The sequence below is a fragment of the Streptomyces sp. NBC_00654 genome (assembly GCF_026341775.1).
GTDB lineage: Bacteria > Actinomycetota > Actinomycetes > Streptomycetales > Streptomycetaceae > Streptomyces.
Genome location: NZ_JAPEOB010000002.1, coordinates 1,829,477 through 1,852,456, shown reverse-complemented (window position 1 = coordinate 1,852,456; position 22,980 = coordinate 1,829,477). Strand labels below are relative to the sequence as shown.

Annotated in this window: 19 protein-coding genes; 10 read left to right on the top strand and 9 right to left on the bottom strand. The window is 72.5% G+C overall.

The features are described from left to right. Positions 1–67: 67 nt before the first annotated feature. The gene (locus tag OHA98_RS28490; protein WP_266929657.1) at positions 68–952 is read right to left on the bottom strand and encodes a winged helix-turn-helix transcriptional regulator; all 885 of its coding nucleotides are present in this window, start codon (positions 950–952) and stop codon (positions 68–70) included. A 127-nt stretch (positions 953–1,079) separates the two neighbouring features. On the opposite strand from OHA98_RS28490, the gene OHA98_RS28485 reads away from it, so the two are divergent. Beyond that, positions 1,080–2,501 carry an MFS transporter gene (locus OHA98_RS28485; protein WP_266929656.1) on the top strand — a complete coding sequence of 474 codons (1,422 nt, stop codon included), beginning with the start codon at positions 1,080–1,082 and terminating at the stop codon, positions 2,499–2,501. A gap of 10 nt (positions 2,502–2,511) precedes the next feature. Next, a complete protein-coding gene (dapD, locus tag OHA98_RS28480; RefSeq protein WP_266929655.1) occupies positions 2,512–3,510 on the top strand; it encodes a 2,3,4,5-tetrahydropyridine-2,6-dicarboxylate N-succinyltransferase in 999 nt (332 codons plus the stop codon). Between the two features lie 14 nt (positions 3,511–3,524). Here the strand turns inward: dapD and dapA are convergent, their stop codons facing one another. Continuing rightward, on the bottom strand, positions 3,525–4,412 hold the full coding sequence (gene dapA, locus OHA98_RS28475) for a 4-hydroxy-tetrahydrodipicolinate synthase (RefSeq protein WP_266929653.1): 888 nt from the start codon (positions 4,410–4,412) through the stop codon (positions 3,525–3,527). A 150-nt stretch (positions 4,413–4,562) separates the two neighbouring features. Between dapA and OHA98_RS28470 the strand changes: the two genes are divergently transcribed. Further along, positions 4,563–5,246: a DUF4232 domain-containing protein gene (locus tag OHA98_RS28470; protein ID WP_266929651.1), complete on the top strand. Its 684-nt coding sequence runs from the start codon at positions 4,563–4,565 to the stop codon at positions 5,244–5,246. 5 nt (positions 5,247–5,251) lie between these two features. On the opposite strand, the gene OHA98_RS28465 is transcribed toward OHA98_RS28470, so the two are convergent. Next, complete coding sequence (locus OHA98_RS28465) at positions 5,252–6,046, bottom strand: phosphodiesterase (RefSeq protein ID WP_266929650.1); 795 nt, start codon at positions 6,044–6,046, stop codon at positions 5,252–5,254. A gap of 132 nt (positions 6,047–6,178) precedes the next feature. On the opposite strand from OHA98_RS28465, the gene OHA98_RS28460 reads away from it, so the two are divergent. Continuing rightward, positions 6,179–6,886 carry an antibiotic biosynthesis monooxygenase gene (locus tag OHA98_RS28460; RefSeq protein WP_266929649.1) on the top strand — a complete coding sequence of 236 codons (708 nt, stop codon included), beginning with the start codon at positions 6,179–6,181 and terminating at the stop codon, positions 6,884–6,886. A gap of 72 nt (positions 6,887–6,958) precedes the next feature. Here the strand turns inward: OHA98_RS28460 and OHA98_RS28455 are convergent, their stop codons facing one another. After that, positions 6,959–8,794 (bottom strand): endonuclease/exonuclease/phosphatase family protein, encoded by a 1,836-nt coding sequence (locus OHA98_RS28455; protein WP_266929647.1) that lies wholly within the window; start codon positions 8,792–8,794, stop codon positions 6,959–6,961. A gap of 230 nt (positions 8,795–9,024) precedes the next feature. Here OHA98_RS28455 and OHA98_RS28450 point away from each other — a divergent pair, with 230 nt between their 5' ends. The 3 genes from OHA98_RS28450 to OHA98_RS28440 all read left to right on the top strand — a co-directional run bounded on the left by OHA98_RS28450 (position 9,025) and on the right by OHA98_RS28440 (position 12,757). Next, a complete protein-coding gene (locus OHA98_RS28450; protein WP_266929646.1) occupies positions 9,025–10,542 on the top strand; it encodes a hypothetical protein in 1,518 nt (505 codons plus the stop codon). A 189-nt stretch (positions 10,543–10,731) separates the two neighbouring features. Next, positions 10,732–12,201 (top strand): alkaline phosphatase PhoX, encoded by a 1,470-nt coding sequence (locus OHA98_RS28445; RefSeq protein WP_266929644.1) that lies wholly within the window; start codon positions 10,732–10,734, stop codon positions 12,199–12,201. A 325-nt stretch (positions 12,202–12,526) separates the two neighbouring features. After that, positions 12,527–12,757, top strand: coding sequence for a hypothetical protein (locus OHA98_RS28440; protein ID WP_073720249.1), 231 nt, complete (start codon positions 12,527–12,529; stop codon positions 12,755–12,757). A 112-nt stretch (positions 12,758–12,869) separates the two neighbouring features. Here the strand turns inward: OHA98_RS28440 and OHA98_RS28435 are convergent, their stop codons facing one another. Both OHA98_RS28435 and OHA98_RS28430 read right to left on the bottom strand, forming a co-directional pair. Then, complete coding sequence (locus OHA98_RS28435; RefSeq protein WP_266929642.1) at positions 12,870–14,093, bottom strand: TerD family protein; 1,224 nt, start codon at positions 14,091–14,093, stop codon at positions 12,870–12,872. Positions 14,094–14,277: 184 nt separating this feature from the next. Continuing rightward, positions 14,278–15,087 (bottom strand): NAD(P)-dependent oxidoreductase, encoded by an 810-nt coding sequence (locus tag OHA98_RS28430; protein WP_266929640.1) that lies wholly within the window; start codon positions 15,085–15,087, stop codon positions 14,278–14,280. A gap of 289 nt (positions 15,088–15,376) precedes the next feature. On the opposite strand from OHA98_RS28430, the gene OHA98_RS28425 reads away from it, so the two are divergent. Together OHA98_RS28425 and OHA98_RS28420 are read left to right on the top strand one after the other, a co-directional pair. Continuing rightward, positions 15,377–16,336, top strand: a complete 960-nt coding sequence (locus OHA98_RS28425) for a 5-dehydro-4-deoxyglucarate dehydratase (RefSeq protein WP_266929638.1) — start codon at positions 15,377–15,379, stop codon at positions 16,334–16,336. Then, a complete protein-coding gene (locus OHA98_RS28420) occupies positions 16,333–17,508 on the top strand; it encodes a hypothetical protein (protein ID WP_266929636.1) in 1,176 nt (391 codons plus the stop codon). The genes OHA98_RS28425 and OHA98_RS28420 overlap by 4 nt, the downstream gene beginning before the upstream one ends. A gap of 29 nt (positions 17,509–17,537) precedes the next feature. Here OHA98_RS28420 and OHA98_RS28415 read toward each other — a convergent pair whose 3' ends face one another. Next, on the bottom strand, positions 17,538–18,773 hold the full coding sequence (locus OHA98_RS28415) for an MFS transporter (RefSeq protein WP_266929635.1): 1,236 nt from the start codon (positions 18,771–18,773) through the stop codon (positions 17,538–17,540). A gap of 210 nt (positions 18,774–18,983) precedes the next feature. Here OHA98_RS28415 and OHA98_RS28410 point away from each other — a divergent pair, with 210 nt between their 5' ends. Next, on the top strand, positions 18,984–20,324 hold the full coding sequence (locus OHA98_RS28410; RefSeq protein ID WP_266929633.1) for a S28 family serine protease: 1,341 nt from the start codon (positions 18,984–18,986) through the stop codon (positions 20,322–20,324). Positions 20,325–20,457: 133 nt separating this feature from the next. Here the strand turns inward: OHA98_RS28410 and OHA98_RS28405 are convergent, their stop codons facing one another. Next, positions 20,458–21,909 carry a penicillin-binding protein 2 gene (locus OHA98_RS28405; RefSeq protein WP_266929632.1) on the bottom strand — a complete coding sequence of 484 codons (1,452 nt, stop codon included), beginning with the start codon at positions 21,907–21,909 and terminating at the stop codon, positions 20,458–20,460. A 147-nt stretch (positions 21,910–22,056) separates the two neighbouring features. Next, a complete protein-coding gene (locus tag OHA98_RS28400; RefSeq protein WP_266929630.1) occupies positions 22,057–22,827 on the bottom strand; it encodes an IclR family transcriptional regulator in 771 nt (256 codons plus the stop codon). Between the last annotated feature and the right edge of the window lie 153 nt (positions 22,828–22,980).

The window sequence follows — 22,980 nt, the reverse complement described above, 5'->3', positions numbered from 1 at the left end:
TTCGGCCCGCCGGACCCGTTGCCCGGCCCGCGTGCCGGTCCCGCCGTCCGCCCGGCCGTCCGTCCGCTCAGGCGGACGCGCCCAGGCGGCGCACCGTGTCCAGTGCCGTGCGGACGCTCGCCTCGATGTCCGTGATCGGGTAGAGCACCTCGTGGACCGTCCGGTCCCGGTCCACCACCAGCGTCAGCCGCTTGAGCCGGCTCACACCCGCCACACGGAACGTCGGCAGCCGCAGGGCCGCCGTCAGGGACAGCTCCGCGTCCGAGAGCAGCGGGAAACGCAGCCCCTCGGCGTCGGCGAACGCGCGCTGCTCGTCCGGGCGCTGGGCGGACACCCCGTGCACGGTCGCGCCGGCCGCCGTGAACTCCGCCAACTGGTCCCGGTACGTGCACGATTCGAGGGTGCAGCCGCGCGCCCCCGGGATCCGGCCCCACCCCGGAGGGTAGGCGTCCGCGCGGGCGTACGCGCCGGGGAAGCAGTACAGGACCGTGTACGGGGTGGCGGCGACCGGGTCGCGCGGGGCCCCGTCGTGGTCGAGCAGGCGCAGCTCCGGCAGGCGGGTGCCCACCAGGGCGTGCACCCGGGCCGCCTCCTTCGAGGACTCCGCGGTCGTCGCCATCGTCTCTCCGTCCCCCAGGACCCAGGAATCGCCCCAGTCCTGGAGTGCGATCAGTACGGGCAGCAGGGCACGGCCGCGCGGGGTGAGCCGGTACTCGTACCGCGCGGGGCGGTCCTGGTACGGCTCCCGGGACAGCACATCCGCCTCGACGAGCAGGCGCAGCCGCTCGGTGAGCACCTTGCGCGAGACGCCCAGCTCCTGCTGCAGCGCGTCGAAGCGGTGCACACCGCGCGCGGTGTCCCGCACGATCAGCAGGGTCCACCAGTCGCCGACGACGTCCAGTGCCTGGGCGATCGAGCAGTCGGCGTCCGCCAGGCTGGTGCGCTGCGGCATGGCTCGCCTCTTCTTCCGTTCGTGGCTTCCCTGGGCTGTCGTGCACGGTCAGTTGTACGCGGTTGACCCGCCGAAAGCATGCTGCCATAGTCCGTTCCCAAGGGGAACTCTATCGGGGGCGGGTCGGATGGGCATGCTGCGCGAAGTGCCGAGAACGGTACGGCTGCTGGCGCTGGGCGCATTTCTCAACGGTGTCGTCAGCTTCACCTTCGTCTACCTCTTCGTCTATCTGACGGGGCCGCGCGGTCTGTCCGTCGCCCAGGCCGGAGTGATCAGCGGCATCGGCGGCATCGGGCTGGTCGCCGGGAACTTCACCGGGGGCTGGTTCGGCGACCGCTTCGGCCACCGCCGGATGCTGCTGGCCGGCGCCTGCGCGAGCGGCGCCGCACTCGTCGCCCTGCCCGTCCTCCCGGTCGCCGCCCTCTACGCGGTGCTGCCGCTCGCCCAGTACGCCTCGGGCGTCGTGCGGGCGGCCAACGCCGCACTCGTCGCGGTCTCCGTGCCCGAAGGCGGCCGGCGCCAGAGCTTCGCGCTCACGCGCTTCGCGGCGAACGGGGGCTTCGCCGTCGGACCGCCGCTCGGCGCGCTGATCGCCGCCCGCTTCTCGTACGACTGGCTCTTCCTGGCCGACGGGCTGGGCACCCTGCTCTTCGCCGCGTACGTGGCCAGGATCCTGCCCGCCCGCGGCCTCGCGCGCACCGGGCCCGCCCGTGACCCGCACGCCCCGGGGCTCTGGCGCGAACTGCGGGCCAGGCCCGCGGTGCTGGTGCTGCTCGCCGCGATCGTCTGTGTCGACCTCGTCTACCGGCAGCAGTACTCCACCCTGCCCGTCTTCCTCGCCGACCACGGTCACGGCACCCAGTTCTACGGCTGGCTGATCGCGGTCAACGGCGGCGTCATCCTGTGCCTCGAACTGCCCGCGGCGCACGCCCTGCGCAACCGCTCGCCGCTCGGCATCGTGGGGGTGGGCCTGCTGCTGGTGGGGCTCGGCTACGCCCTGCTGATACCGGGCGCCGGAGTGCTGTTCGCCGTCGCCATGATGGTGTCGCTGACGCTGGGGGAGATCCTCTACAAGACGCCCGCCACGGCGTATGTGGCCGACCAGGCACCCGGCCACGCCCAGGGCCGTTTCCAGAGCCTGTACGCGGGGGCCTCGATCAGCGGTCAGGTGCTGGCGCCGCCGCTGGGCGGAGCCCTGTACGCGAGTGCTCCCGCGCTGCTGTGGCCGCTCTGCGCGGTGCTCGCGGGCGGTGCCGGGGTGGCGGTGCTGGCGGCGAGGCGGCTGCGGGAACCCGGACGGCCGCCGCGTGCGGAGGGGCCCGGCCCGGGTGCGGGGACCGGTGGTCCGGTGGGGCACGGCGGTCCGGTGGGGCGCGGTGGTCCGGTGGGGCGCGGTGGTCCGGTGGGGCATGGTGGTCCGGTGGGGCACGGCGGGGACGCGGGTGTCGGCGGGGACGCGGCCCCCGGCGGGGACGTGGGCGCCGGCTCCCCGGCCCGGCGCGGCCCGGACGCCGGGACCGGTTCGCCGGAGCGGGCCCCGGCCGGTTAGGTTTCTGTCCATGACCGACACGACTTCCCAGGGTTCTGCCCGCACCACCGGCGCCGTCGCCGCCGGCCTCGCCACCATCGCCGGTGACGGCACCGTCCTCGACACCTGGTTCCCCGCCCCCGCGCTCGCCGCGGAGCCCGGCCCGGCCGGTACGCAGCGCCTCAGCCCGGAAGAGGCCGTGAACCGGCTCGGCGAGGGTGCGGCCAAGGCCCTCGGCGTGGACGCCCGGCGCGGTGTCGAGGTCGTCGCCGTCGCCACGGTCATCTCCTCGCTCGACGACAAGCCGCTCGACGCGCACGACGCGTACCTGCGTCTGCACCTGCTCTCGCACCGTCTCGTCCAGCCGCACGGCCAGAACCTCGACGGTGTCTTCGGGCTGCTCGCCAACGTCGCCTGGACCTCGCTCGGCCCGGTCGCCGTCGACGACCTGGAGAAGGTGCGGCTGAACGCCCGCGCCGAGGGCCTGCACCTCCAGGTCACCTCGGTCGACAAGTTCCCGCGGATGACGGACTACGTGGCGCCCAAGGGCGTCCGCATCGCCGACGCCGACCGGGTCCGCCTCGGGGCGCACCTCGCGTCCGGCACGACCGTCATGCACGAGGGCTTCGTCAACTTCAACGCGGGCACGCTCGGCACCTCGATGGTCGAGGGCCGGATCTCCGCGGGCGTCGTCATCGGCGACGGCTCCGACATCGGAGGCGGCGCCTCCACTATGGGCACCCTCTCCGGCGGCGGCAAGGAGCGCATCGTGATCGGCGAGCGCTGCCTGATCGGCGCCGAGGCGGGCATCGGTATCGCCCTCGGCGACGAGTGCGTGGTCGAGGCGGGCCTGTACGTCACGGCCGGGACGCGCGTCACGCTGCCGGACGGCCAGATCGTCAAGGCCCGTGAGCTCTCCGGTGCCTCGAACATCCTCTTCCGCCGCAACTCGGTCACCGGGACCGTCGAGGCCCGCCCGAACAACTCGGTGTGGGACGGGCTCAACGACATCCTGCACGCGCACAACTGAGGACACGCGCACAACTAGCGCGTAGCGGCGAGGAGTTCCTCGTACGCCTCCCGCAGCCCGTCGGCCGCCCCGCGCCCGGCGGGCTGCAGCGGTTCGCGGACCGGCCCCGCCGCGAGCAGCGCCTTGACCGTGACCGTTCCGGGCAGACCGGAGGCCATCATCAGTTCGGTGAGGCGGACCGTGAGTGCGTTCAGCCGGGCCGCCTCACCGGTGCGGCCCGCGTCGAACGCGTCCAGGGGCGCCCGCATCTGACGGGGCGCCACATTGGCGACCGTACTGACAAAGCCCGCGCCGCCCAGCGCGTACAGCGGAAGGTTCAGCTCCTCGCAACCCGAGTAGTACGCCAGGGAGGTCCGCGACATCACCTTCGTCGAGCCGAGGAGGTCGTACGCGCAGTCCTTCACCGCCACGACGCGTGGGTGCTCCGCGAGCCGCAGCAGGGTATCCGTCCCGATACGGGTGCCCGTGCGGCCCGGGATGTCGTACAGCATCAGCGGGATGCCGGACGTCTCCGCGACGCGCAGGAAGTGCGCCTCGACGGCGGCCTGCGGCGGGCGGCTGTAGTACGGGGTGACCACCAGCAGGCCGTCCGCGCCCGCGTCCTCGGCCTCCCGGGCCAGCCGCAGGGTGTGCCGGGTGTCCGCGCTGCCGACGCCCGAGAGCAGTGCCACCCCGTCGCCGACCGCCTCCCGGACCGCCCGCAGCAGAGCGGTCTTCTCCCCGTCGGTCGTGGTGGGGGACTCCCCGGTGGTCCCGCTGAGCACCAGACCGTCGCAGCCGTCCGCGACCAGCGCGGCGGCATGCGCGCGGGCCGCCTCCAGATCCAGCTCACCGGCGGCGGTGAACGGCGTGATCATGGCGCAGAGCGCGCGTCCGAAAGGGCGTGGCGTGGTCGCTGTCATGTCCGAAGTGTCGGCCCCGGCGGCCGTGGAGGTCCACTTAGATCTGCTTGGCGTGCGGGGCAAGCGGTGCTGAACAGTCCCTGTCCGCTCCCGGCCGTCTGACATGATCGAACGGACGGACGAGTGTGGACCGGGGCGAGGGGCGGGCGCATGGGGAAGCCGGTACGAAGAGCGGTCGTGGCGGTCTGGACGGCGGTGGCGGGGGCGGCCCTGACCGGCTGTGCCGGGTTCCTCGTCCCGGCCGGTGAGGGTGAGCCGGAACCGACACCGAGCGCCACGCGCACGGTCCCGTACGGTGTGCACGCCGACACGCTGCCGCCGACGCCCGCCGCACCGCAGAGCCCGCCGGTGACCGGCGGACCCGGTGGGGGCGTCGTCACCGGTCCCCCCGCCACCGCGCCCGCCGCTTCCGGTGACTGTCCCGCCTCCGGTGTCGTCGTGGACATGGGGCAGGTCGACACCGCGATGATGCACCGGGCCGTCGTGCTCACGCTCACCAACTGCGGCGACAAGCCCTACCGCGTCCACGGCTACCCCTCGGTCCAGGCGCTCGGCGAGGACGGCGAACGGCTGCCGGTCAAGGTCAACCCGGGCGGCTCCTACTTCGGTCAGGACCCGGGGCCCGTGGAGGTCATGCTGAAGCCCGGAGCCGCCGTGAAGTCGATCCTCGCCTGGGTCTCCACCAAGGAGGGCGGCGACCTCATCGAGGGCGACGCGCTGGAGATCGCCGCCGCCACGGACACCGGGGCCCGCGTCTTCCCGCTGGAGGGCCACGACATCCGCCTGATGGACGAGCTGAACATGACCGCCTGGCGCACCCGGCTGAGCACCTGAGCCGTTCAGTGGCGGAGCAGGGGCGCGGCCGAGTGGCTCACCGGGACGACATGGGTGACCCAGGCGTCCTCGGCGGTGTCCCCGGTGAGCTGATGCAGGAGGAAGGACGTCGGTTCGGGCAGATACCCCGGCACGCCCCCGCCCATGGCCAGACCGCTCTGCAGATACGTGCTCGGCGCGACGGCCACCGTGCTGCCCGCGAACGCCGCCGTGACCGGGCGGTGGACATGGCCCGCCAGGACCCGTACGACCTGCGGGTGCGCGGCGACCACCTCGGCCAGGGCCGCGCCGTCCGCCAGGCGCATCCCGTCCAGGAACGGGATGCCGACCGGGACCGGAGGATGGTGCAGACAGACGACCGCGGGTAGCTGGGGGCGGTGCGCGAGCGCCGTGTCGAGCCAGGCCAGCTGGTCCGGCCCGAGGCGGCCACCGGCCGAACCGGGCACCGTCGAGTCCAGGACCAGGACCGTGAGCGCCGGATGCTCCACCACGTAGTACGGCAGCTGCCCGCCGCCCAGGAAGGGGGTCCCGCCGAACGTCCCGGCCAGCTCGGCCGGGGCGTCGTGGTTGCCCGCCACCAGGTGCAGCGGCAGCGGGAACCCGTCGATGACCTGGCGCAGGACCGCGTACTCCCCGGGTCCGCCGTGTTCGGTCAGATCGCCGGTGACCACCACGCAGTCGGGGAGGGGCTCCAGGGCCAGCACCCGGCGCAGGGCGGTGCTCAGCCCGGCGGCGGGTGCGCCGGCCGGGGCGCCGGAGGTGAGGTGGGGATCGCTGAGATGGGCCACGGAGACAGTCATCCCGGTCCGCTACCCCGCCGTGCGGCGGGGTAGGCGGCCGGGCCGTGTCTGTTGACCTCAAGCGCGCTTGAGGGGCGACGGTGGTGACCGGAAGGGCGCGCCACCGGGGCGCGGCCGGAGGGGAGCACCACCATGACCGCGCAGTTCAACTCCCGGCCCGATCTGAGGCGTGGTGATGCCGGCGTCGTCAAGGCCAGTACCTGGGACGTCGGTACGCCCGAGCGGCAGCGGCTGACCGTCGAGGCGGTCCGTGAGGCGTGGGGCAGCCGCGACTGGCCGCACCCGGGGCTGCTCTCGTACAGCGTGTACACCGGGGAGGACGGCAGAACGCTCCTGCACTACTCGCAGTGGTCCGGCGAGCAGGCCTACCAGGACTTCTTCCGGGAAGGCCGCGATGAGCGCAACGCCGCCGTCGACGCCGCCGTGCCCGGCATCGAACGCCTCGGGCTGCACACGTACGAGCTGTACCGCTCCACGCCCCCGGACCCGGGCGACAGCCGCGAGCCCGGGTGCGTGGTGATCGTCGAGGTGGAGTTCGCCGGTCCCGGCCCGGCCCGGCAGCGGGACTGGGTGGACACGGTGTTCGAGGCGCTGGGCACCGAACCCATGCCCGCTCCGGGCGGTATCTCCGGGCACTTCCATGTGAGCACGGACGGCACACGCGTCCTCAACTACGCCGAGTGGGAGAGCGCGCGGGCGCACCGGGACGCGCTCTCCGCACCCGGCGACGGTATCGGTTCGAGGACACCGCAGTGGGAGAGGGTGCAGTCCTACCCCGGGGTCACCGGCGGCGGTGTGCACCGCTACACGCCCGCGCTCTCCCTCGGCGCGGGCGGATAGCGGTGCGGTGCACCGCGAGGCGTGACACCCCGAGGCGTGACACCCGGGGGCGTGCCCCCAGGGGCGTGGCGCTCAGGGGCGGAAGCGCAGCACCTGCGGGTCGTGGTCGCTGTTCTGGTCGGCGAACTCCGCGTTGATGTGCACGCTGTCGTAGTCGAAGCCGCGGATCGACGGGCTGGTCAGGATCTGGTCCAGGACCTGGGTGTTGCCCTGGTAGACGTAGGAGTAACGCTCCGGCCGCGGCAGGGACTTCACCGCCGGGTACAGCGCGCCCCCGGCCGTCAGCGCCTTCGTCGTACCGGAGAACTCGAAGTCGTTGATGTCACCCACGACCAGTACGTCGGCCCGCTTGTCCGCGCTCAGCAGCTTCTTCACGAAGGTGTTGACCGACTGCGCCTGGGCCAGCCGCTGGACCTCGGAGGAGCGCGTCGGCGGCTGGTGGTGCGAGAGGATCGACTCGTCCCCGCCCTTCGACGAGAAGTGGTTGGCGACGACGAACACCGGACGGCCGCGGAAGGCGAACTCGCCGACGAGCGGCTTGCGGCTGTCCGTCCACGCGGCGGCCGACGGGTCCACCCGGCCGGGGGAGTGGGTCAGGGCCGCCCGGCCCCGCTCCCGGACGACCTCGGTCGCGGTGGTCGCGTCGCCGCCCGCGCGGTCGGTGAACGACACCCGCTCCGGGTTGAACAGGAACACCTGACGGATGTTGCCGCCCGGCTCGCCGCCGTCCTTCTTGTCCTCGGGGGCGATGGAGCGCCAGTCGTACGCCGGTCCGCCCGCCGCCGTGACCGCCTCGGTGAACCTGCGCACGGTCAGTTCGGCCGAGACCGTGCCGTCGTCCTTCGGGCCGTTGTCGTCCTGGATCTCCTCCAGCGCCAGGATGTCCGGCGAGGCGAGGTTGTTCACGACGGCCGCCGCCAGCGCGTCGAACTTCTCCTGCGGGTCGCCCGGGTCGAGGTTCTCGACGTTGTACGTCGCCACCGCCAGCTCCCCGTCGCGCTGGGCGCGCGTCCGCTCCTGGCGCAGCCCGCGGTCCATGACCGTGCCGAGGGTGCGCGCGGTGAGCGTGTAACCGCCGTACTGGCTGAAGTCCAGCGGTCCCTCGGTCGGGCCCGCCAGCACATCACCGACGTCCGCCCTGGGGAACGGCTGCTCGGCGAGCGGCACCAGGGACTGGATCTGGAGCCGCCCGCTGTTCTGCGAGGAGTACGAGCCGTAGACCGTGCCGCCCCGCCGGTTCGCGTTCTCGTGCGGCTTGACCGTCACCCACAGCTCCGCGTGGGAGTCGGTGGCGCCGACCACGCGCGAGGAGCCGACACGGACGTTCATGCCCTCCAGCGACTCGTAGAAGTCCAGGGCGTACCGGCCCGGGGAGAGCCGGAGCCCGTTCACCGAGCCGCCGGCCGCCGGGTCGCCCGCCGGGGCGTAGCGGGCGGGGACCGAGTGCGCCGAGACGGTGACCGGGGCGGGCAGCGCGTTGCCGGACGAGACCACGGAGACGGTGGGCCTGGTGATCTGGGTGAGCGACTGGTTGCCGGACGCGGCGCCGCCGGGGACGTACTCGGCGACCGTGCCCGAGACGGTGACCGCGTCGCCGACCGCGACGGCGGGTGCCGAACCGGTGTAGACGAAGACACCCTCGCTGGTGGCCCGGTCGGCGTCGGCGTCCGGGTCCTGGAACCAGAAGCCCTTCGAGCCGTAGCCGCGCACACCGGTGACGATGCCCGGAACACCGGTGACCTGCGCACCGGCCAGCGGGGATATCCGGGTGGTGCCCTGGATGTCGTGGATACGGACCTGGCCGTCGGGGGCCGCGACGGCCGAGGACGCGCCGGTGAGCAGACCTGCGGCCAGGGCGGCGGTGACGACGGCGGAGACGGCGGTGGTGCGGGAGGATGCGGCTGGCATCACGGACTCCGGGGGGTTCGAGGGTGCGGACGGACGTGTACCGGGCTCGGCGGTACAACGTCTACGCGCGTCAATCTCTTGGGTCCGTACCGGAGTTGTCAAGGTTCTCCGTGGGACGGCGGCGGTACGCCGCCTGAACCGGGTGGCATGGGACGAAATGCGTCTACGCTTGGTCGGCCCAAGCCGCGTACGCACCCGGTACGCCCGAGCACGCCCGAGGAGAACCCCCGATGTCCGCAGAGCGCCCCACCCTGCCGCCGGTGCGGCTGCATTCCGAGGCCGAGCTGGCACGGGCCGCCCTGGCCGCTCCGCTGCTCGCCCGCGCCGTCCGGCTCGCCCGCTGGGCCGGACCCGCCACCCGTGTCGGCGCGGGCGGCGAGCTGGCCGAGGCGCAGCTTCCGGCAGCGGCCGAACACCTCGGCCTCACCCCGGACGAGGACGGTGCCGCGTACGCCAGTGAGGCGTGGCGCCTCGCCGTCGACACCGGGCTCCTGGACGTCACCGACCCCGAGGAACCGGCGCGGGACGCCGGGGACCCGGAGACGGGCGGGGAGAGCGCCGAGGACACCGCCGAGGCCGAAGGGACCGTCACCGAGGGCGAGAACCTGGCCCTGCTCACCGGAGGCTCCCCGCAGGACGTCCTGGCGATCTGGCTCGACGGCCTGGAAGCGGTGCACGCCGACGCCACCGCACCGGTCTTCGACGACTTCGCCGACCTCGTCAACGAGGACGGCTCGATCGACTTCGACGCCCTGGACTGGGACCCGGAGGCGGAGGCGGAGTTCCTCGACGGGGTCCTCGGCAATCTGTACCTCCTCACCCTCGCGGACAACGGCGCGGGCGACGGGCCCGTACCGCTGCCGGCCCTCGCCGCGTCGATGATCGTGCCCGACGACATGGGCGAGCCGACCGACGACATCCTGGAGCAGGTGTCGGAGGCGATGATGCGGCTGGACGACCAGTTCCGGCTGCTGGAGCCCATCGGGATCGTCGAGTACACGCCGGTCGACGAGGCGTTGCTGGTCGAGGAGGGCGAGCAGGGCGACCAGTCGGCCGCGCTCGCCGACGAGGACGACGTCACCCGGTACGGCATGGTCAAGCTCACCCCCCTCGGCCTCTACGGCATCCGGAACCGGATGCTGGAGGCCGGGGTGGACGCGCCCGCCATCGGCGACCTCGCCGGCAAGGGCGCCGACGCGCTCCTCGACGGCATCGCCCACTACCCGGAGGCGGCGGCCCGGTCCGAGGTCGAGCTCTGGCTCGGCGACCGGGGCGCCGACGGCGCGGTGGCGGCCGCCGCCGAGCTGCTGGCGGCGGCGCGCGGCACGGACGAGGGGGCGCCGCTGCGCCGGCTGCACTGCCAGCAGGCGCTCTCGCTGGCGGGTCCCGAGGCGGAGCCCGCGGTGCGCGCGGTGCTCGGCCACCCGGAGCTGGGCGGTCTGGCCCGGGTCTGGCTCGCGGAGCGGGGAGCGGCCGACGTCCCCGCGCCGCCGGAGTCGATGATCTTCTGGCTGGCCATCGACACCATCGCCGCGCAACTGGACGCGGACGGCGATCTGGAGGAGCTCCAGGGCCTTGTCGAGGGTCTCGCCGGGCAGCACAGCGGCTTCTTCGACGGCGCCTGGCGGGTGGACCACCCGGCGACGGCGGATGTCCTGGAGGCCATGGGGCGGCTGCACAGCGACAAGAAGACGGCGAAGGACGCCCGCAAGGCCGCGTTCAAGGCCCGCTCGCGCACGGGCGGCTGAGAGCGCGGGACGGTCCCGGCGGGCGGGCCCGGAATCGGCGCCCGCCCACCGGGACCGTGGGAAGCTCCCCCGCGGAGGCCTGCGCACGGCAAGGGTGTCGCTCGAAGTCGCCCGCTGTTCAGCCGGCGTTCGCACACGGCGGGGAAAGTGGGCGCGCCAGCCACCCGCCAGCCGCACCAGGAGCCCTCGATGGCCATCACGCGCAGGGAATTCACCAAGCAGTCCGCCCTCACCGGCGCGGGTATCGCCCTGACGGGTGCTGTCGGCACCCTGGCGACCGCCCCCGGCGCCCTCGCCGCAGAGGACACGCGGCACGGCCACGACGGCCACGGGCACGACCACGACGGTCACGGCCACGGCAGGGAGCCCGGCTACGGCCCCCTGATCCCCGACCCCGAGGGCATACTCGCGCTGCCGGCCGGATTCTCGTACCGCATCGTCACCCACAGCGGTGTCACCAAGCTGGAGTCGGGCGAGTACACCCCCTCCAACCACGACGGCACGGCCGCCTTCGAGGGCCCGCGCGGAGTCACCCTCCTCGTCAACAACCACGAGCTGAGCGGCACCCGCGCCAAGTGGAAGTACCCGGTCCCGCTCACCGAGGGCCTCGTCTACGACCCGGTCGCGGCCGGTGGCTGCACCGTCGTGGAGACCCGCCGCGACGGCCGCACCGCCGAGTGGGTCGGCATCGCCGGTACGTCCACCAACTGCGCGGGCGGCAGCACCTCCTGGGGCACCTGGCTGACCTGCGAGGAGACCGAGGACAAGGCGGGCAAGAACGGTCTGCTCAAGGACCACGGCTATGTCTTCGAGGTCGACCCCTACGACAGGCGCGCCAACCGTGACCCGCGCCCGGTCAAGGCCTTCGGCCGGTACGCGCACGAGGCCGTCGTCATCGACCCCAGGCGCGGCCACGCCTACCTCACCGAGGACGCCTCCGGCCCCAACGGACTGCTCTACCGCTGGGTCCCGCCGCACGGGTTCAAGCACGGCCGGGGCAAGCTGCGCACGCTCGCCGACGACGCGGGTGTCCTCCAGGCCACCAAGTGCTTCGACGGGAGCGGGCGCTTCGTCGACGACCTGTCCCGCGCCACGAGGATCGGCACGGTGTACGGGGTCGACTGGGTCGACGTGCCCGACCGTGACGCGAGGACCGTCTCCGTGCGCAAGCAGTTCACCGACGGCCAGGTCACCCGCGCCCGGAAGCTCGAAGGCATGTGGTGGGGCGACGGCGGCGCCTACTTCGTCTCCTCGTACGCCCGCGACGAGAGCCCCGTCCGGCACGACGGCCAGGTCTGGTTCTACGACCCGAAGCGGCGCACGGTGACCCTGAAGGTGATCCTCGGCGTGAACGCCGACCCGTCCAGGGAGGGCGCCTTCGACGGCCCCGACAACATCACCGTGTCGCCGTACGGCGGCATCGTCATCTCCGAGGACGGCGAGGGCATCCAGCACCTCTTCGGGGCGACCGAGAGCGGTGTCACGTACCCGATCGCGCGCAACGAGCTCAACGCGGGCACCGAGGAGGACCCCTCGTACAGCGAGATCGCCGGGGTCACGTTCTCGCCCGACGGGAAGACGCTGTTCGCCAACATCCAGACGCCCGGCATCATGCTCGCCATCACGGGCCCGTGGCGGCGTCGGCCGAACGGGCACTGACCGGGGCCGCCGGCCGCCGAGGAGGAGCCGGCGGCCCTCACGGAGGGTCGCGCTCCGTTCGCGTTCGGTGGTGACGGTGTCATGCGGCTCGGGGCGGCCGGGCCGACCGCGGCGGTTGACCGGACCGGCCGCAGTGCGTCCGGGAGTGGAGAACGCCACACCTTCGGGGGTCTTTCCGGCGCGGAATTCCGGGCGGCGAGCCTGCCGAAGGCGGGCGGAACCGCCGCCGGGGCCCGGTAGCGCCTGATTACGAATCCGGTACTACTGGGCCTCCGGGAGCGGTCGGGCATGGCGTCGGGCGTCGCGGAGGCGCATACTCAAGGTAATGAAACAGTCAGCCGGATCCCGGCGTCACCTGCCTTCCAGTCCCTTCAACCGCCCGGCCCAGGCGGCCCCACCGGTCGAATGTTTCGATGTGGGCGACAGGGTGTCGCACGATCAGTTCGGGCTCGGCAGAATCCTTGCTGTCGAGGGCGACAACGATGCAGTCCTCATCGACTTCTCGGGGCGACAGGGGAGGATCCTGAGCCCGTACTCCAAGCTGACCAAGCTCTGAGAGGGCGGACGAGTTCGAGCAGCGTCCACCCGGAGAACCTCCGGATCCGGGGCACCTGAGAACGTCAGGTGCCCCGGAAGCCGTTTGCCGGGGGCTGTTCCCGGCCCGGGGGCTACAGGGACTTGGCGGCGGGCTTCACCATGCCGCGCACGGTGCGCGACTTCACGAACTCGCCCATGGCGGTCATCTCCCACTCACCGGAGAACTGCTTGATCAGCTTGGCCATCATCACGCCGGTCTGCGGCTCGGCGCCCGTCAGGTCGAAGCGGACCAGCTCCTCGCCGGTGGCCGCGTCGAGCAGCCGGCAGTAGGCCTTGGCGACCTCGGTGAACTTCTGGCCGGTGAACGAGTTCACCGTGAAGACCAGTCCGGTGGCCTCGGCGGGGATACGGCCCAGATCCACGACGATCACCTCGTCGTCACCCGCGCCCTCGCCCGTGAGGTTGTCGCCGGAGTGCTTGACCGCACCGTTCAGGATGGAGAGCTTGCCGAAGTAGCAGCTGTCCAGGTGGTTGCGGTTCGGGCCGTAGGCGATCACCGAGGCGTCCAGGTCGATGTCCTTGCCGCGGAACGCGGGCTCCCAGCCGAGGCCCATCTTGACCTGCGAGAGCAGCGGCCGGCCGCCCTTGACCAGGGACACGGTCTGGTTCTTCTGGAGGCTGACCCGGCCCTTGTCGAGGTTGATCTTGCCGGAGCCCGCGGGCGCGGGTGCGGCCGGAGGGGCGGGCGGTGCGGGGGGAGCGATCCGCGGGTCCACCGGGGCGGTGTGCGGGACCGGAGGGGCGGGCGGGACCGGGGCCGGAGGGGCGGCCGGGGCGGCGGCCGGGGCCGCGGGCTCCTCGACCGAGACACCGAAGTCCGTGGCGATGCCCGCGAGTCCGTTCGCATAGCCCTGGCCGACCGCGCGGGCCTTCCAGGCGCCGTTGCGCAGATAGATCTCGATGACCACCAGCGCCGTCTCGGCGCCCAGCTGGGGCGGGGTGAAGGTGGCGAGCACGCTGCCGTCGTCCGCGTTGCGCACGGTGGCGGTGGGCTCGATGCCCTGGAAGGTCTGGCCGGCGGCGTCCGGGCTCGCGGTGACGACGATCTTCTCGATGCCGGGCGGGACCGCGGCGGTGTCCACCACGATCGCGTCGGGCGCGGAACCGCCGCCGGAGCGGTAGGTCACCCCGGGGCCCGAGGGCTGGTTGTAGAAGATGAAGTCGTCGTCGGAGCGCACCTTGCCGTCGGCGGTGAGCAGCAGGCCCGAGACGTCGAGCCGCACCGGAGCGGCGACGTCCACCGCCACGCGGGCGGCGGAGAGAGGGATGTTCGAGCCGGGGGTCATTGCGGTCATGCACCGGGTAACGAACGACCCCGCTTTGCCGTTCCCTTACCTTCCCGTGCCTTCACGTGCCTTCACGTGCCTTCACGCGCCTTCGCGCGACTTTCTCCCGGCAAAGGACGGCGGGGCGTGTGTGCCGCCCCCGGACCGCTCGGCGCGGGCCCGGTCCCCGGCTCGGCGCCGCTCCCGTGGGGGATCAGCGCGGCCAGATGGGCGGGTCGGTCACGAAGTGGCCGCCCAGATGGGCGTGGTCGGGGTTGGCGGGGTCCAGTTCGCCCTGTTCGGCGATGAGCCCCGCCGCGTAGCCCTCCGAGTCGTCCCTCGGTTCGTACCCGAGCGCCCTGGCGGTCGTCAGGTCCCACCACAGGCGGGTGTTGTCGGAGGAGCCGTACACGACGGTGTGCCCGACGTCCTCGGCGGTGAGCGCGGCGTGGAAGAGCCGGGCGCCGTCGGCGGGGCTCAGCCAGAGCGACAGCATCCGTACCGATGTCGGCTCGGCGAAGCAGGACCCGATGCGCACGGAGACGGTCTCGATGCCGTGCTTGTCCCAGTAGAGCTGGGCCAGATCCTCCCCGAAGGACTTGGACAGGCCGTAGAAGGTGTCGGGGCGGCGCGTGGTGCCGACGGGGAGCGGCGGATCGCCGGGGACCGGGCGCGGGGTGTGGCCGATGACGTGGTTGGAGGAGGCGAAGACGATGCGGCGCACGCCTTCCTCGCGTGCGGCTTCGTAGAGGTTGTACGTCCCCTCGATGTTCGCGCGCAGAATCCTGTCGAAGGAGGCTTCCAGGGAGATGCCCGCGAGGTGGATGACCGCGTCGGTGCCCCGCACCGCCGCGCGCAGGGCCTCCCTGTCGCCCAGATCGGCGGTGATCGCGTCGGGTTCGCCCTCGACCGGGGCCACGTCGAAGAGCCGGAGTTCGTAGCCGTACGAGGGCAGCAGCCCCCGCATCAGGGTGCCGAGGCCGCCTGCGGCGCCGGTGAGCAGGACAGTGCGGGGAGCGGGCATACGGGATCTCCTCGGTGCGGCGCGTTCGTCGGCTGCGCGGCAATCGGACGCGCGAAGCGTCAAATCCATGGATGTCATTCACATGCATGGACAAGCTAAGAACCCGTGGCCGGACCCGTCAAGTGTCGTGGGCGGGGGGCCGGCTCCGCCGTGCGGAGCGGTTGGATCGGTGCTTCGGGGGTGTGTTCCCGTCTTGACCTGCGCCGCGCGGCTGCCTTAGCGTGATGCTGTTCAGAAATATGGACGACGGTCAGAGTTGTGTACGTCTGAATCTGCTCAGGGAGCGCACGTGTCCTCAGCCCCCCTTGCCGCCCGGCTCACCCATGTCGCCGGGCCGCTCTTCTTCCCCGTCACCGCGTACGGGCCTGACGGCACCGTCGACCTCGACACCTTCCGTACACATGTGCGCCGGGGCATCGACGCCGGTGCGGCAGCGGTCTTCGCCTGCTGCGGTACGGGCGAGTTCCACGCGCTGACCCAGGAGGAGTTCCGCCTCGTCGTCACCGCCGCGGTCGAGGAGACCGCCGGCCGGGTCCCCGTCGTCGCGGGCGCCGGATACGGCACGGCACTCGCGGTCCAGTACGCGAAGCTGGCCGAGGAGGCGGGGGCCGACGGGCTCCTCGCCATGCCCCCGTACCTCGTCGTCGCCGACCAGGAGGGGCTGCTGAACCACTACGCCGCCCTCGCGGCGGCCACCTCCCTGGAGACGATCGTCTACCAGCGCGACAACGCGGTCTTCACCCCGCAGACCGTCGTCGCCCTCGCCCGGACGCCCGGGGTCATCGGGCTCAAGGACGGTCACGGCGACCTCGACCTGATGCAGCGCATCGTCAGCGCCGTACGCACCCAGCTGCCCGGCGGGGACTTCCTGTACTTCAACGGTCTGCCCACCGCCGAGCTGACCGGCCCGGCCTACCGGGGCATCGGCGTCACGCTCTACTCCTCCGCCGTCTTCGCCTTCGCCCCGGACATCGCCCTCGCCTTCTACCGGGCCCTGGAAGCCGGCGACGACGGCCTGGTCAACGCGCTGCTCGACCGCTTCTACCGGCCCCTGGTCGAACTGCGCGCCCAGGGCCGCGGATACGCCGTCTCCCTGGTCAAGGCGGCCGTCCGGCTCCAGGGCCTGGACGTCGGCGGGGTACGCACCCCGCTCACCGAGCCGACCGCCGCCCACGTCAAGGACCTGGCCGGGATCATCGCGAGCGGCCGCGCGCTGCTGGAGGAGTACGCGGACGGGGAGCGGGTGTGAGGACCTCCGTCTTCCTCTACCCGTGGGACGTCATCGGGGACCCGGACGCCCCCGCGCGGATCGCGGACCTCGGCGTCCAGCAGGTGACCCTGGCCTCCGCCTACCACTCCACCCGGGCCCTCACCCCGCGCCATCCGGTGCGCAGGATCGTCACCGCCCAGCACGCCGCGGTGCTCTACCCGCCGGACGCGAGCCGCTGGGCGGGGCGTGAACCGGCGCCCTACGCGCAGAGCTGGGTGGACCGGGACGACCCGTACGGCGACGCGGCGCACGCCCTGGCCGAGGCCGGTCTCGACGTGCACAGCTGGGTCGTCCTCGCGCACAACTCCCGCCTGGGCGCGGAGTATCCGCACCACAGCGTCGTCAACGCCTACGGCGACCGCTACCCCTGGGCGCCCTGCATCGCCCAGCCCGCGGTCCGCGGCTACCTCGTCGCCCTGGCGGAGGAGGCCGCCGCCCGGCCCGGGACGAGCGGCACCGAACTGGAGTCCTGCGGCTGGTACGGCTTCGCCCATCTGCACGCCCACGACAAGGTCACGGGCGTCGGTCTGGGGGACGCGGCGCAGTACCTGATGTCCCTGTGCTTCTGCGCCTCCTGCCGGGACGGCTACGCCGCCCAGGGACTGGACGCCGACGAACTGGGGACGGCCGTGCGCCGCGCCCTGGCCCCCGGCTGGGCCGGTTCCGGCTCCACCGAAGCCGGCTGGTCCGGCGTCGAGAAGCTCCTCGGCCCCGGCCTCGCCGACGCCACCCTCCGATGGCGGACCTCGGCCGCCCGCACGCTCCAGGAGGCCGCGGTCGCCGCGGTGCGGGCGGCAGCCGCACCGGGCTTCCAGGTCCTGCTGCACGCCGACCCCGCCCCGTACCGCTCGGGGGCCAACGCCGGAGTGGAGGCGGAGCACATCCTCGGTGTGGCGGACGGCGTGGTGCTGCCGTGCACCGGCGGTGACGCGGCGCGCGAGGCGGTGCTCGGGCCGTTCGCCGGGCGGTCCGCGGTGCTCGCCGCCAACTTCGGTGTGGTGACCGGGATGGGCGGCAGCCCCGGCACCCTGGAGCGGGACGCGGCCCACGCCGCCTCCCTCGGCGCGAACCAACTGCGCCTGTATCACGCCGGGCTGGCCTCCGACCCGGACCTCGAAGCCGTCGCCGAGGCGCTGTCGCGCATCGGGTGATGACGGGAGCGGACCGGTGGGGGCGCCCGTCAGCCTCCCCCGCCGGTCCGTACCGGCCGCGGCGCCCCCCGGCGGCCCCGGCCCGGCAGCACCGCCGCGAACAGCCCCAGCACGCCCGTCAGCGCCAGCAGCACGCGGGTGTCCAGCACCGCGACGAGCCCCGCGCCGAGCGCCAGCGCCAGCGCGTTGGGCGCCATCATCAGCGAGTTGGCCGTCGCCGCCGTCCGGCCGAGCGCCGCGTCCGGTGTCTCCCGCTGCACGGCCGTCATGGCCGCGATCAGTACGCACGGCAGCCCGAACCCGATCGCCACGGCGCTCACCGGGGCCACCGCGTCGTACGGCAGCGCACGCGCCCCCACGGCAACCGCGAACAGCGCGATCCCGGCCCCCGCGAACACCCGCTCGCCCAGTCGCCGCAGCAGCGGTCCGGCCAGCAGCCCGACCGCCACCGAACCGGCGCCCTGAGCCGCGTACAGCAGTCCGGTGTACGCGGGGGAGCGGCCGAGCACATCGTCGACATAGGCGTAGGCCGCCGCCCCGTTCAGCCCGGCGAGCAGCATCGTCGCCGCTCCGGCGCACACCAGGGGCCGCAGCACCGGCGATTCCCGCAACTGCCGTGCGCCCCGCGTCAGTTCCTTCCACCGCGAATCCTCCCCGGCCCCGCTCCGCAGCGGCTCCCGCGCCTCCTCCCGTACCGGCAGCCGTGCGAAGATCAGCGCGGCCAGGACGAAGGTCGCCGCGTCCAGCACCGCCACCGTCCCGCCGCCGAACCGTGCGTACAGTCCCGCGCCGGCGAGCGGGGCGAGCAGCTTCATCCCCTCGTTGGCGCTCATCCGCAGCCCGTTGAGGTCGCCCAGCAGTACGGGGTCCACCGACCGTGCGACCAGGGCCGCTTCCGCCGCGTCCACGAGCACCCCGCTCACCCCGTAGAGCACCAGGACCACGAAGACCAGCCAGATCCGCCCGGCCGAACCGACCAGCGGCAGCGTCAACAGCAGGACCGCCATCGCGGCGTTCACCCGGACCAGCAGCGGCTTTCCCGGCAGCCGGTCGGCGACCGCGCCGAGCGCCGGACCGATGAGCACCGGCGCCCACATCGCGAACACGGTCAGTGCGGCGAGGGAGTCGGACCCGGTGAGCGACTTGACCCAGATCCCGGCCGTGAGCCACATCGCCGAGGTTCCGAAACCGGAGACGACCACCCCCGCCAGATACCGCCCCGCCGTGCGGTCCCGGAGCACCCTGCCCACCGCTGACCCTGCCATCGCACCCCACCGTGCCTTCCTGACCTGCGCATCCGTCACGGGGACCAGGCTCGTGGCTAAGGAGGGCGGACGGCATCGGGCAGATTCCCTAAACGCTGTCCCGCGGCGCCTGACAGGCGGCGCTGTCCCGCAGCGGCTGACAGGCGCACAGCGACGACTACGATGCGGCCGTCGTGTCCGTCGCACCAACCCTCCGAGGGGACCCGAGCGTTGCGCCACAAACTGCTTCCCGCCCTGCTCTGCGCCGGAATCGTCACCGCCACCGGTGTGCTGACCGGCCCGGCGGCCGTCGCGGCCGGCTCTACGCCGTCCGCCCCCGGCTCCGTCTCCGCCGCCACGGACGTACGCGAACAGCTCGACCGGATACCGGGACTCACCGTCCTCTCGCAGACCCTCAAGGACGGATTTCCCTTCTACACGCTCACGCTGACGCAGCCCGTCGACCACCGGAACCCGGCCCGCGGTACCTTCCAGCAGCGGCTGACGCTCTGGCACAGGGCGGCGACCGCCCCGATGGTGCTCTACACCGGCGGCTACTCGCTGGCCACGTCCACCCGGGAGATCACCACCCTCCTCGGCGCCAACCAGGTCAGCGTCGAGCACCGCTACTTCAGCGAGTCCCGGCCCGCGACCGTCGACTGGCGCGACCTGAACGTGTGGCAGGAGGCGAGCGACGAACACGCCGTCGTCGAGGCCCTGAAGACGGTCTACACCGCCAAGTGGCTCGGCACGGGCGCGTCCAAGGGCGGAATGACGCAGGTCTACCACGAGCGCTTCTACCCGGACGACCTGGACGCCGTCGTCGCCTACGTCGCACCGAACGACGCGGACAACAAGGACGACAGCGGGTACGAGAGGTTCTTCCGGACCGTCGGCACGCCCGCATGCCGGGCCGCGCTCAACGCCGTACAGCGGGAGATGCTGGTGCGGCGGGACCGGATACTGCCCCGCTTCGAGGCCACCGTCAAGGAGCGGGGGCTCACCTTCCGCCACCTCGGATCGGCCGACCGGGCCTTCGAGTTCTCGGTGCTGGACCAGGTCTGGAACTTCTGGCAGAGCGGTACGCACACCGACTGCCCGGCCGTCCCCGACGCGCGTACCGCCGGTGACGAGGAGCTGTACGCCTGGTCGCTGGAGCACGGGCTGAGCATCTACTCCGACGACGGCGCCGGAGCCGACGGCAGCGGACCGTACTACCGCCAGGCGGCCGCCCAACTGGGCTGGGCCGACCTGAAGTTCAAGCATCTCAGGGACGTACGGAACCACCCGGACATCTATCGGCCGAACTCCGTGCTGCCCGCGGACATGCGTACCCGGTACGAGGGCCGCACCATCAAGGACGTCGACCGCTGGGTGACCCGTCGGGGCGAGCGGATGATGTTCGTCTACGGGCAGAACGACCCGTGGAGCGCCGAGCGGTTCGAGCCGTCCCCGCACGACTCGATGCTCTTCGAGGCGCCGGACACCAACCACGGCGCGCTGATCTCCAGGCTGAGGCCCGCGGACCGGGCGAAGGCGGAGGCGACGCTGAAGCGGTGGGCGGGGCGGTAGGCCCGGAGGCCGTAGGGCCCGCAGGCCGTAGGACCCGGAGGCCGTAGGACCCGGAGGCCGTAGGGCTCGGAAGCGGTGTCGCCCCCGGGGCACGTGAGGTCCCCGGGGCGGCACCGCGACGGCCGCGCGCCCGCTACCCCTGGAGCGCCGCCTTCATCATCTTCTGGGCGATCGGCGCCGCCAGCCCGTTGCCGCTGACCTCCGAGCGGGACGCGTCGGAGCTCTCGATCACCACGGCGACCGCCACCTCCTTGCCGGAGGACCGGTCCTTCGCGTACGAGGTGAACCAGGCGTACGGGGTGTTGCTGTTGTCCACACCGTTCTGCGCGGTGCCCGTCTTGCCGCCGACCTCGGCCCCGGCGATACGGGCGTTCGTGCCGGTGCCCTCCTCGACGACGGTGACCATCGCGCTGCGCACCTGCTCCGCCGTCCGTTCGGAGACGACCCGCTTCGTATCGCCGTCCTCGAACTTCTCCAGCGTCCCGCCGTCCGCGTCCACGACCTGGGAGACCATGTGCGGGGCGGCCAGCTCTCCGCCGTTGGCGAGGGTGGCCGAGACCATGGCCATCTGCAGCGGGGTCGCGGTGACCTCGAACTGGCCGATGCCCGTCAGCGCCGTCTGCGCCTTGTCCATGCCGGACGGGTAGACGCTCTCCGAGGCCCGCACCGGGACGTCCAGCTTCTCGGTGTCGAAGCCGAAGCCGTCCGCCATCGCCTTCACCTTGTCCTGGCCGAGGTCGGCGGCCACCTTCGCGAACACGTTGTTGCAGGAGTACTGGAGCGCGGTGCGCAGGGTGGCGTTCTCGCACGGGGCGGTCGCGCTCTCGTTGCGCAGCACCGTCGAGGTGCCCGGCAGCGTGTACGGGTCGGGGCTGTCCGTGGGCTCGTCGACCGAGCCGTAGAGCCCGTCCTCCAGCGCCGCGGCCGCCACCACCAGCTTGAAGGTCGAGCCGGGCGCCAGCGGCTGCCGCAGCGCCCGGTTGACCTGCGGTTTGTCCTTGTCGGCGAGGAGCTGCTCCCAGGCCTCGCCGTCCGTCGTCCCGCTGATCTTCGACGGGTCGTACGAGGGGGTGGAGACCATGCCCAGGATCCGCCCGGTCTCCGGGTCGATGGCCACGGCCGCGCCCTTGTCGTCGCCCAGCGCCTCGTAGGCCGCCTTCTGGACGTCCGGGTCGATGGTCGTCAGCACATTGCCGGGTGCGCTCTGCTCGCCGGTGAGCAGGTCGGCCGGATTCTTCAGCCGGTCGTCCGTGCCGTCGAGGACATCGCTGTAGATGCCTTCGAGCTGGGTGGCCCCGTACGCCTGCGAGCCGTAGCCGGTGACGGCCGCGTACAGCTCGCCCTGCGGATAGGTGCGTTTGTACTGAAGATCGCCGCCCGTCGTCCTCTCCGATCCGGTGACCGGGGAACCGGCCACGATGATGTCACCGAGCGGCTGCGCGTACTGCGCGATGACGTTCCGCCGGTTGTGCTCGTTGTCTGCGAGCGCCTCCGCCTTGTACGTCTGCAGCCAGGTCGCCCGCACCAGCAGGGCGAGAACCATCAGCAGACAGAAGACCGAAGCGCGCCTGATTGTCTTGTTCATCCCGTTGGAGGGACGAGCGGGCCCGCTCCGGGCGTTCCCGGCCGCGACCCTTCTCACTGTTTTCTCAGGCGCCCCGGCCGTGACCCGTCAGGCCTCCGGGCGAGGTCCGGAGCCTCGGAGCGAGGGTCCGGAGCCTCCGCCGAGGGGTCAGAGCCTCCGGGTGGCGAGCGTGAGCCGGTCGCGGGCGTCGAACAGGGCGTCCTTCACCATCTGCTCGTGCGCGGGCGTGAGCCGCGCGACCGGGACCGAGCAGCTGATCGCGTCGCGCGCCGGCGTCCGGTAGGGGATCGCGACACCGAAGCAGCGCAGGCCGAGGGTGTTCTCCTCGCGGTCCACGGCGAACCCCTGCTCACGGATGAGGTGCAGTTCCTCGATCAGCTTCTCGCGGTCGGTGAGGGTGTGCTCGGTCAGCGCGGGCAGCGTCTCGGGCAGCATCTTGCGGACCTGCTCGTCACTGTGGGTGGCCAGCAGCGCCTTGCCGAGCGAGGTGGAGTGGGCGGGCAGCCGACGGCCGACCCGGGTGAAGGGGCGCAGATAGTGCTGGGACTGCCGGGTGGCGAGGTACACCACGTTCGTCCCGTCGAGACGGGCCAGGTGGATGGTCTCCGCGGTGTCGTCGGAGAGCCGGTCCAGGGTGGGGCGGGCGGCGGCCACGACCTCGTCGCCGTCGATGTACGACGTACCGACGAGCAGGGCGCGCACCCCGATCCCGTACCGGGTGCCCGTCGCGTCGGTCTCCACCCAGCCGAGCTCCACCAGTGTGCGCAGCAGCATGTAGAGACTGGACTTGGGGTAGCCGACAGCCTCCTGCACGGCGGCGAGCGAGTGCATGCCGGGGCGTCCCGCGAAGTATTCGAGCAGTTCCACCGTCCGCACCGCGGACTTGACCTGTGCTCCACCAGACTCGGCAACCGCCATCGTCCCTACGCCCCTTCCAGCCCATCACGCCAAAATCCTGCGACTTCTTGCCAACACGGAACGCCCGGAAATAGAGTCCCCGTACATTCACGATCAGGAACGCTGTTCAGAATACCGAACAACGCCGTGATGCGTGGCAGCGGACCGGGAAGG

What these genes read in the sequence shown, in the direction of transcription:
- OHA98_RS28490 (WP_266929657.1), bottom strand. Translation starts at nt 952, where the DNA reads ATGCCGCAGCGCACCAGCCTGGCGGACGCCGACTGCTCGATCGCCCAG.
- OHA98_RS28485 (WP_266929656.1), top strand. Translation starts at nt 1,080, where the DNA reads ATGGGCATGCTGCGCGAAGTGCCGAGAACGGTACGGCTGCTGGCGCTG.
- dapD (WP_266929655.1), top strand. Translation starts at nt 2,512, where the DNA reads ATGACCGACACGACTTCCCAGGGTTCTGCCCGCACCACCGGCGCCGTC.
- dapA (WP_266929653.1), bottom strand. Translation starts at nt 4,412, where the DNA reads ATGACAGCGACCACGCCACGCCCTTTCGGACGCGCGCTCTGCGCCATG.
- OHA98_RS28470 (WP_266929651.1), top strand. Translation starts at nt 4,563, where the DNA reads ATGGGGAAGCCGGTACGAAGAGCGGTCGTGGCGGTCTGGACGGCGGTG.
- OHA98_RS28465 (WP_266929650.1), bottom strand. Translation starts at nt 6,046, where the DNA reads ATGACTGTCTCCGTGGCCCATCTCAGCGATCCCCACCTCACCTCCGGC.
- OHA98_RS28460 (WP_266929649.1), top strand. Translation starts at nt 6,179, where the DNA reads ATGACCGCGCAGTTCAACTCCCGGCCCGATCTGAGGCGTGGTGATGCC.
- OHA98_RS28455 (WP_266929647.1), bottom strand. Translation starts at nt 8,794, where the DNA reads ATGCCAGCCGCATCCTCCCGCACCACCGCCGTCTCCGCCGTCGTCACC.
- OHA98_RS28450 (WP_266929646.1), top strand. Translation starts at nt 9,025, where the DNA reads ATGTCCGCAGAGCGCCCCACCCTGCCGCCGGTGCGGCTGCATTCCGAG.
- OHA98_RS28445 (WP_266929644.1), top strand. Translation starts at nt 10,732, where the DNA reads ATGGCCATCACGCGCAGGGAATTCACCAAGCAGTCCGCCCTCACCGGC.
- OHA98_RS28440 (WP_073720249.1), top strand. Translation starts at nt 12,527, where the DNA reads ATGAAACAGTCAGCCGGATCCCGGCGTCACCTGCCTTCCAGTCCCTTC.
- OHA98_RS28435 (WP_266929642.1), bottom strand. Translation starts at nt 14,093, where the DNA reads ATGACCGCAATGACCCCCGGCTCGAACATCCCTCTCTCCGCCGCCCGC.
- OHA98_RS28430 (WP_266929640.1), bottom strand. Translation starts at nt 15,087, where the DNA reads ATGCCCGCTCCCCGCACTGTCCTGCTCACCGGCGCCGCAGGCGGCCTC.
- OHA98_RS28415 (WP_266929635.1), bottom strand. Translation starts at nt 18,773, where the DNA reads ATGGCAGGGTCAGCGGTGGGCAGGGTGCTCCGGGACCGCACGGCGGGG.
- OHA98_RS28405 (WP_266929632.1), bottom strand. Translation starts at nt 21,909, where the DNA reads ATGAACAAGACAATCAGGCGCGCTTCGGTCTTCTGTCTGCTGATGGTT.
- OHA98_RS28400 (WP_266929630.1), bottom strand. Translation starts at nt 22,827, where the DNA reads ATGGCGGTTGCCGAGTCTGGTGGAGCACAGGTCAAGTCCGCGGTGCGG.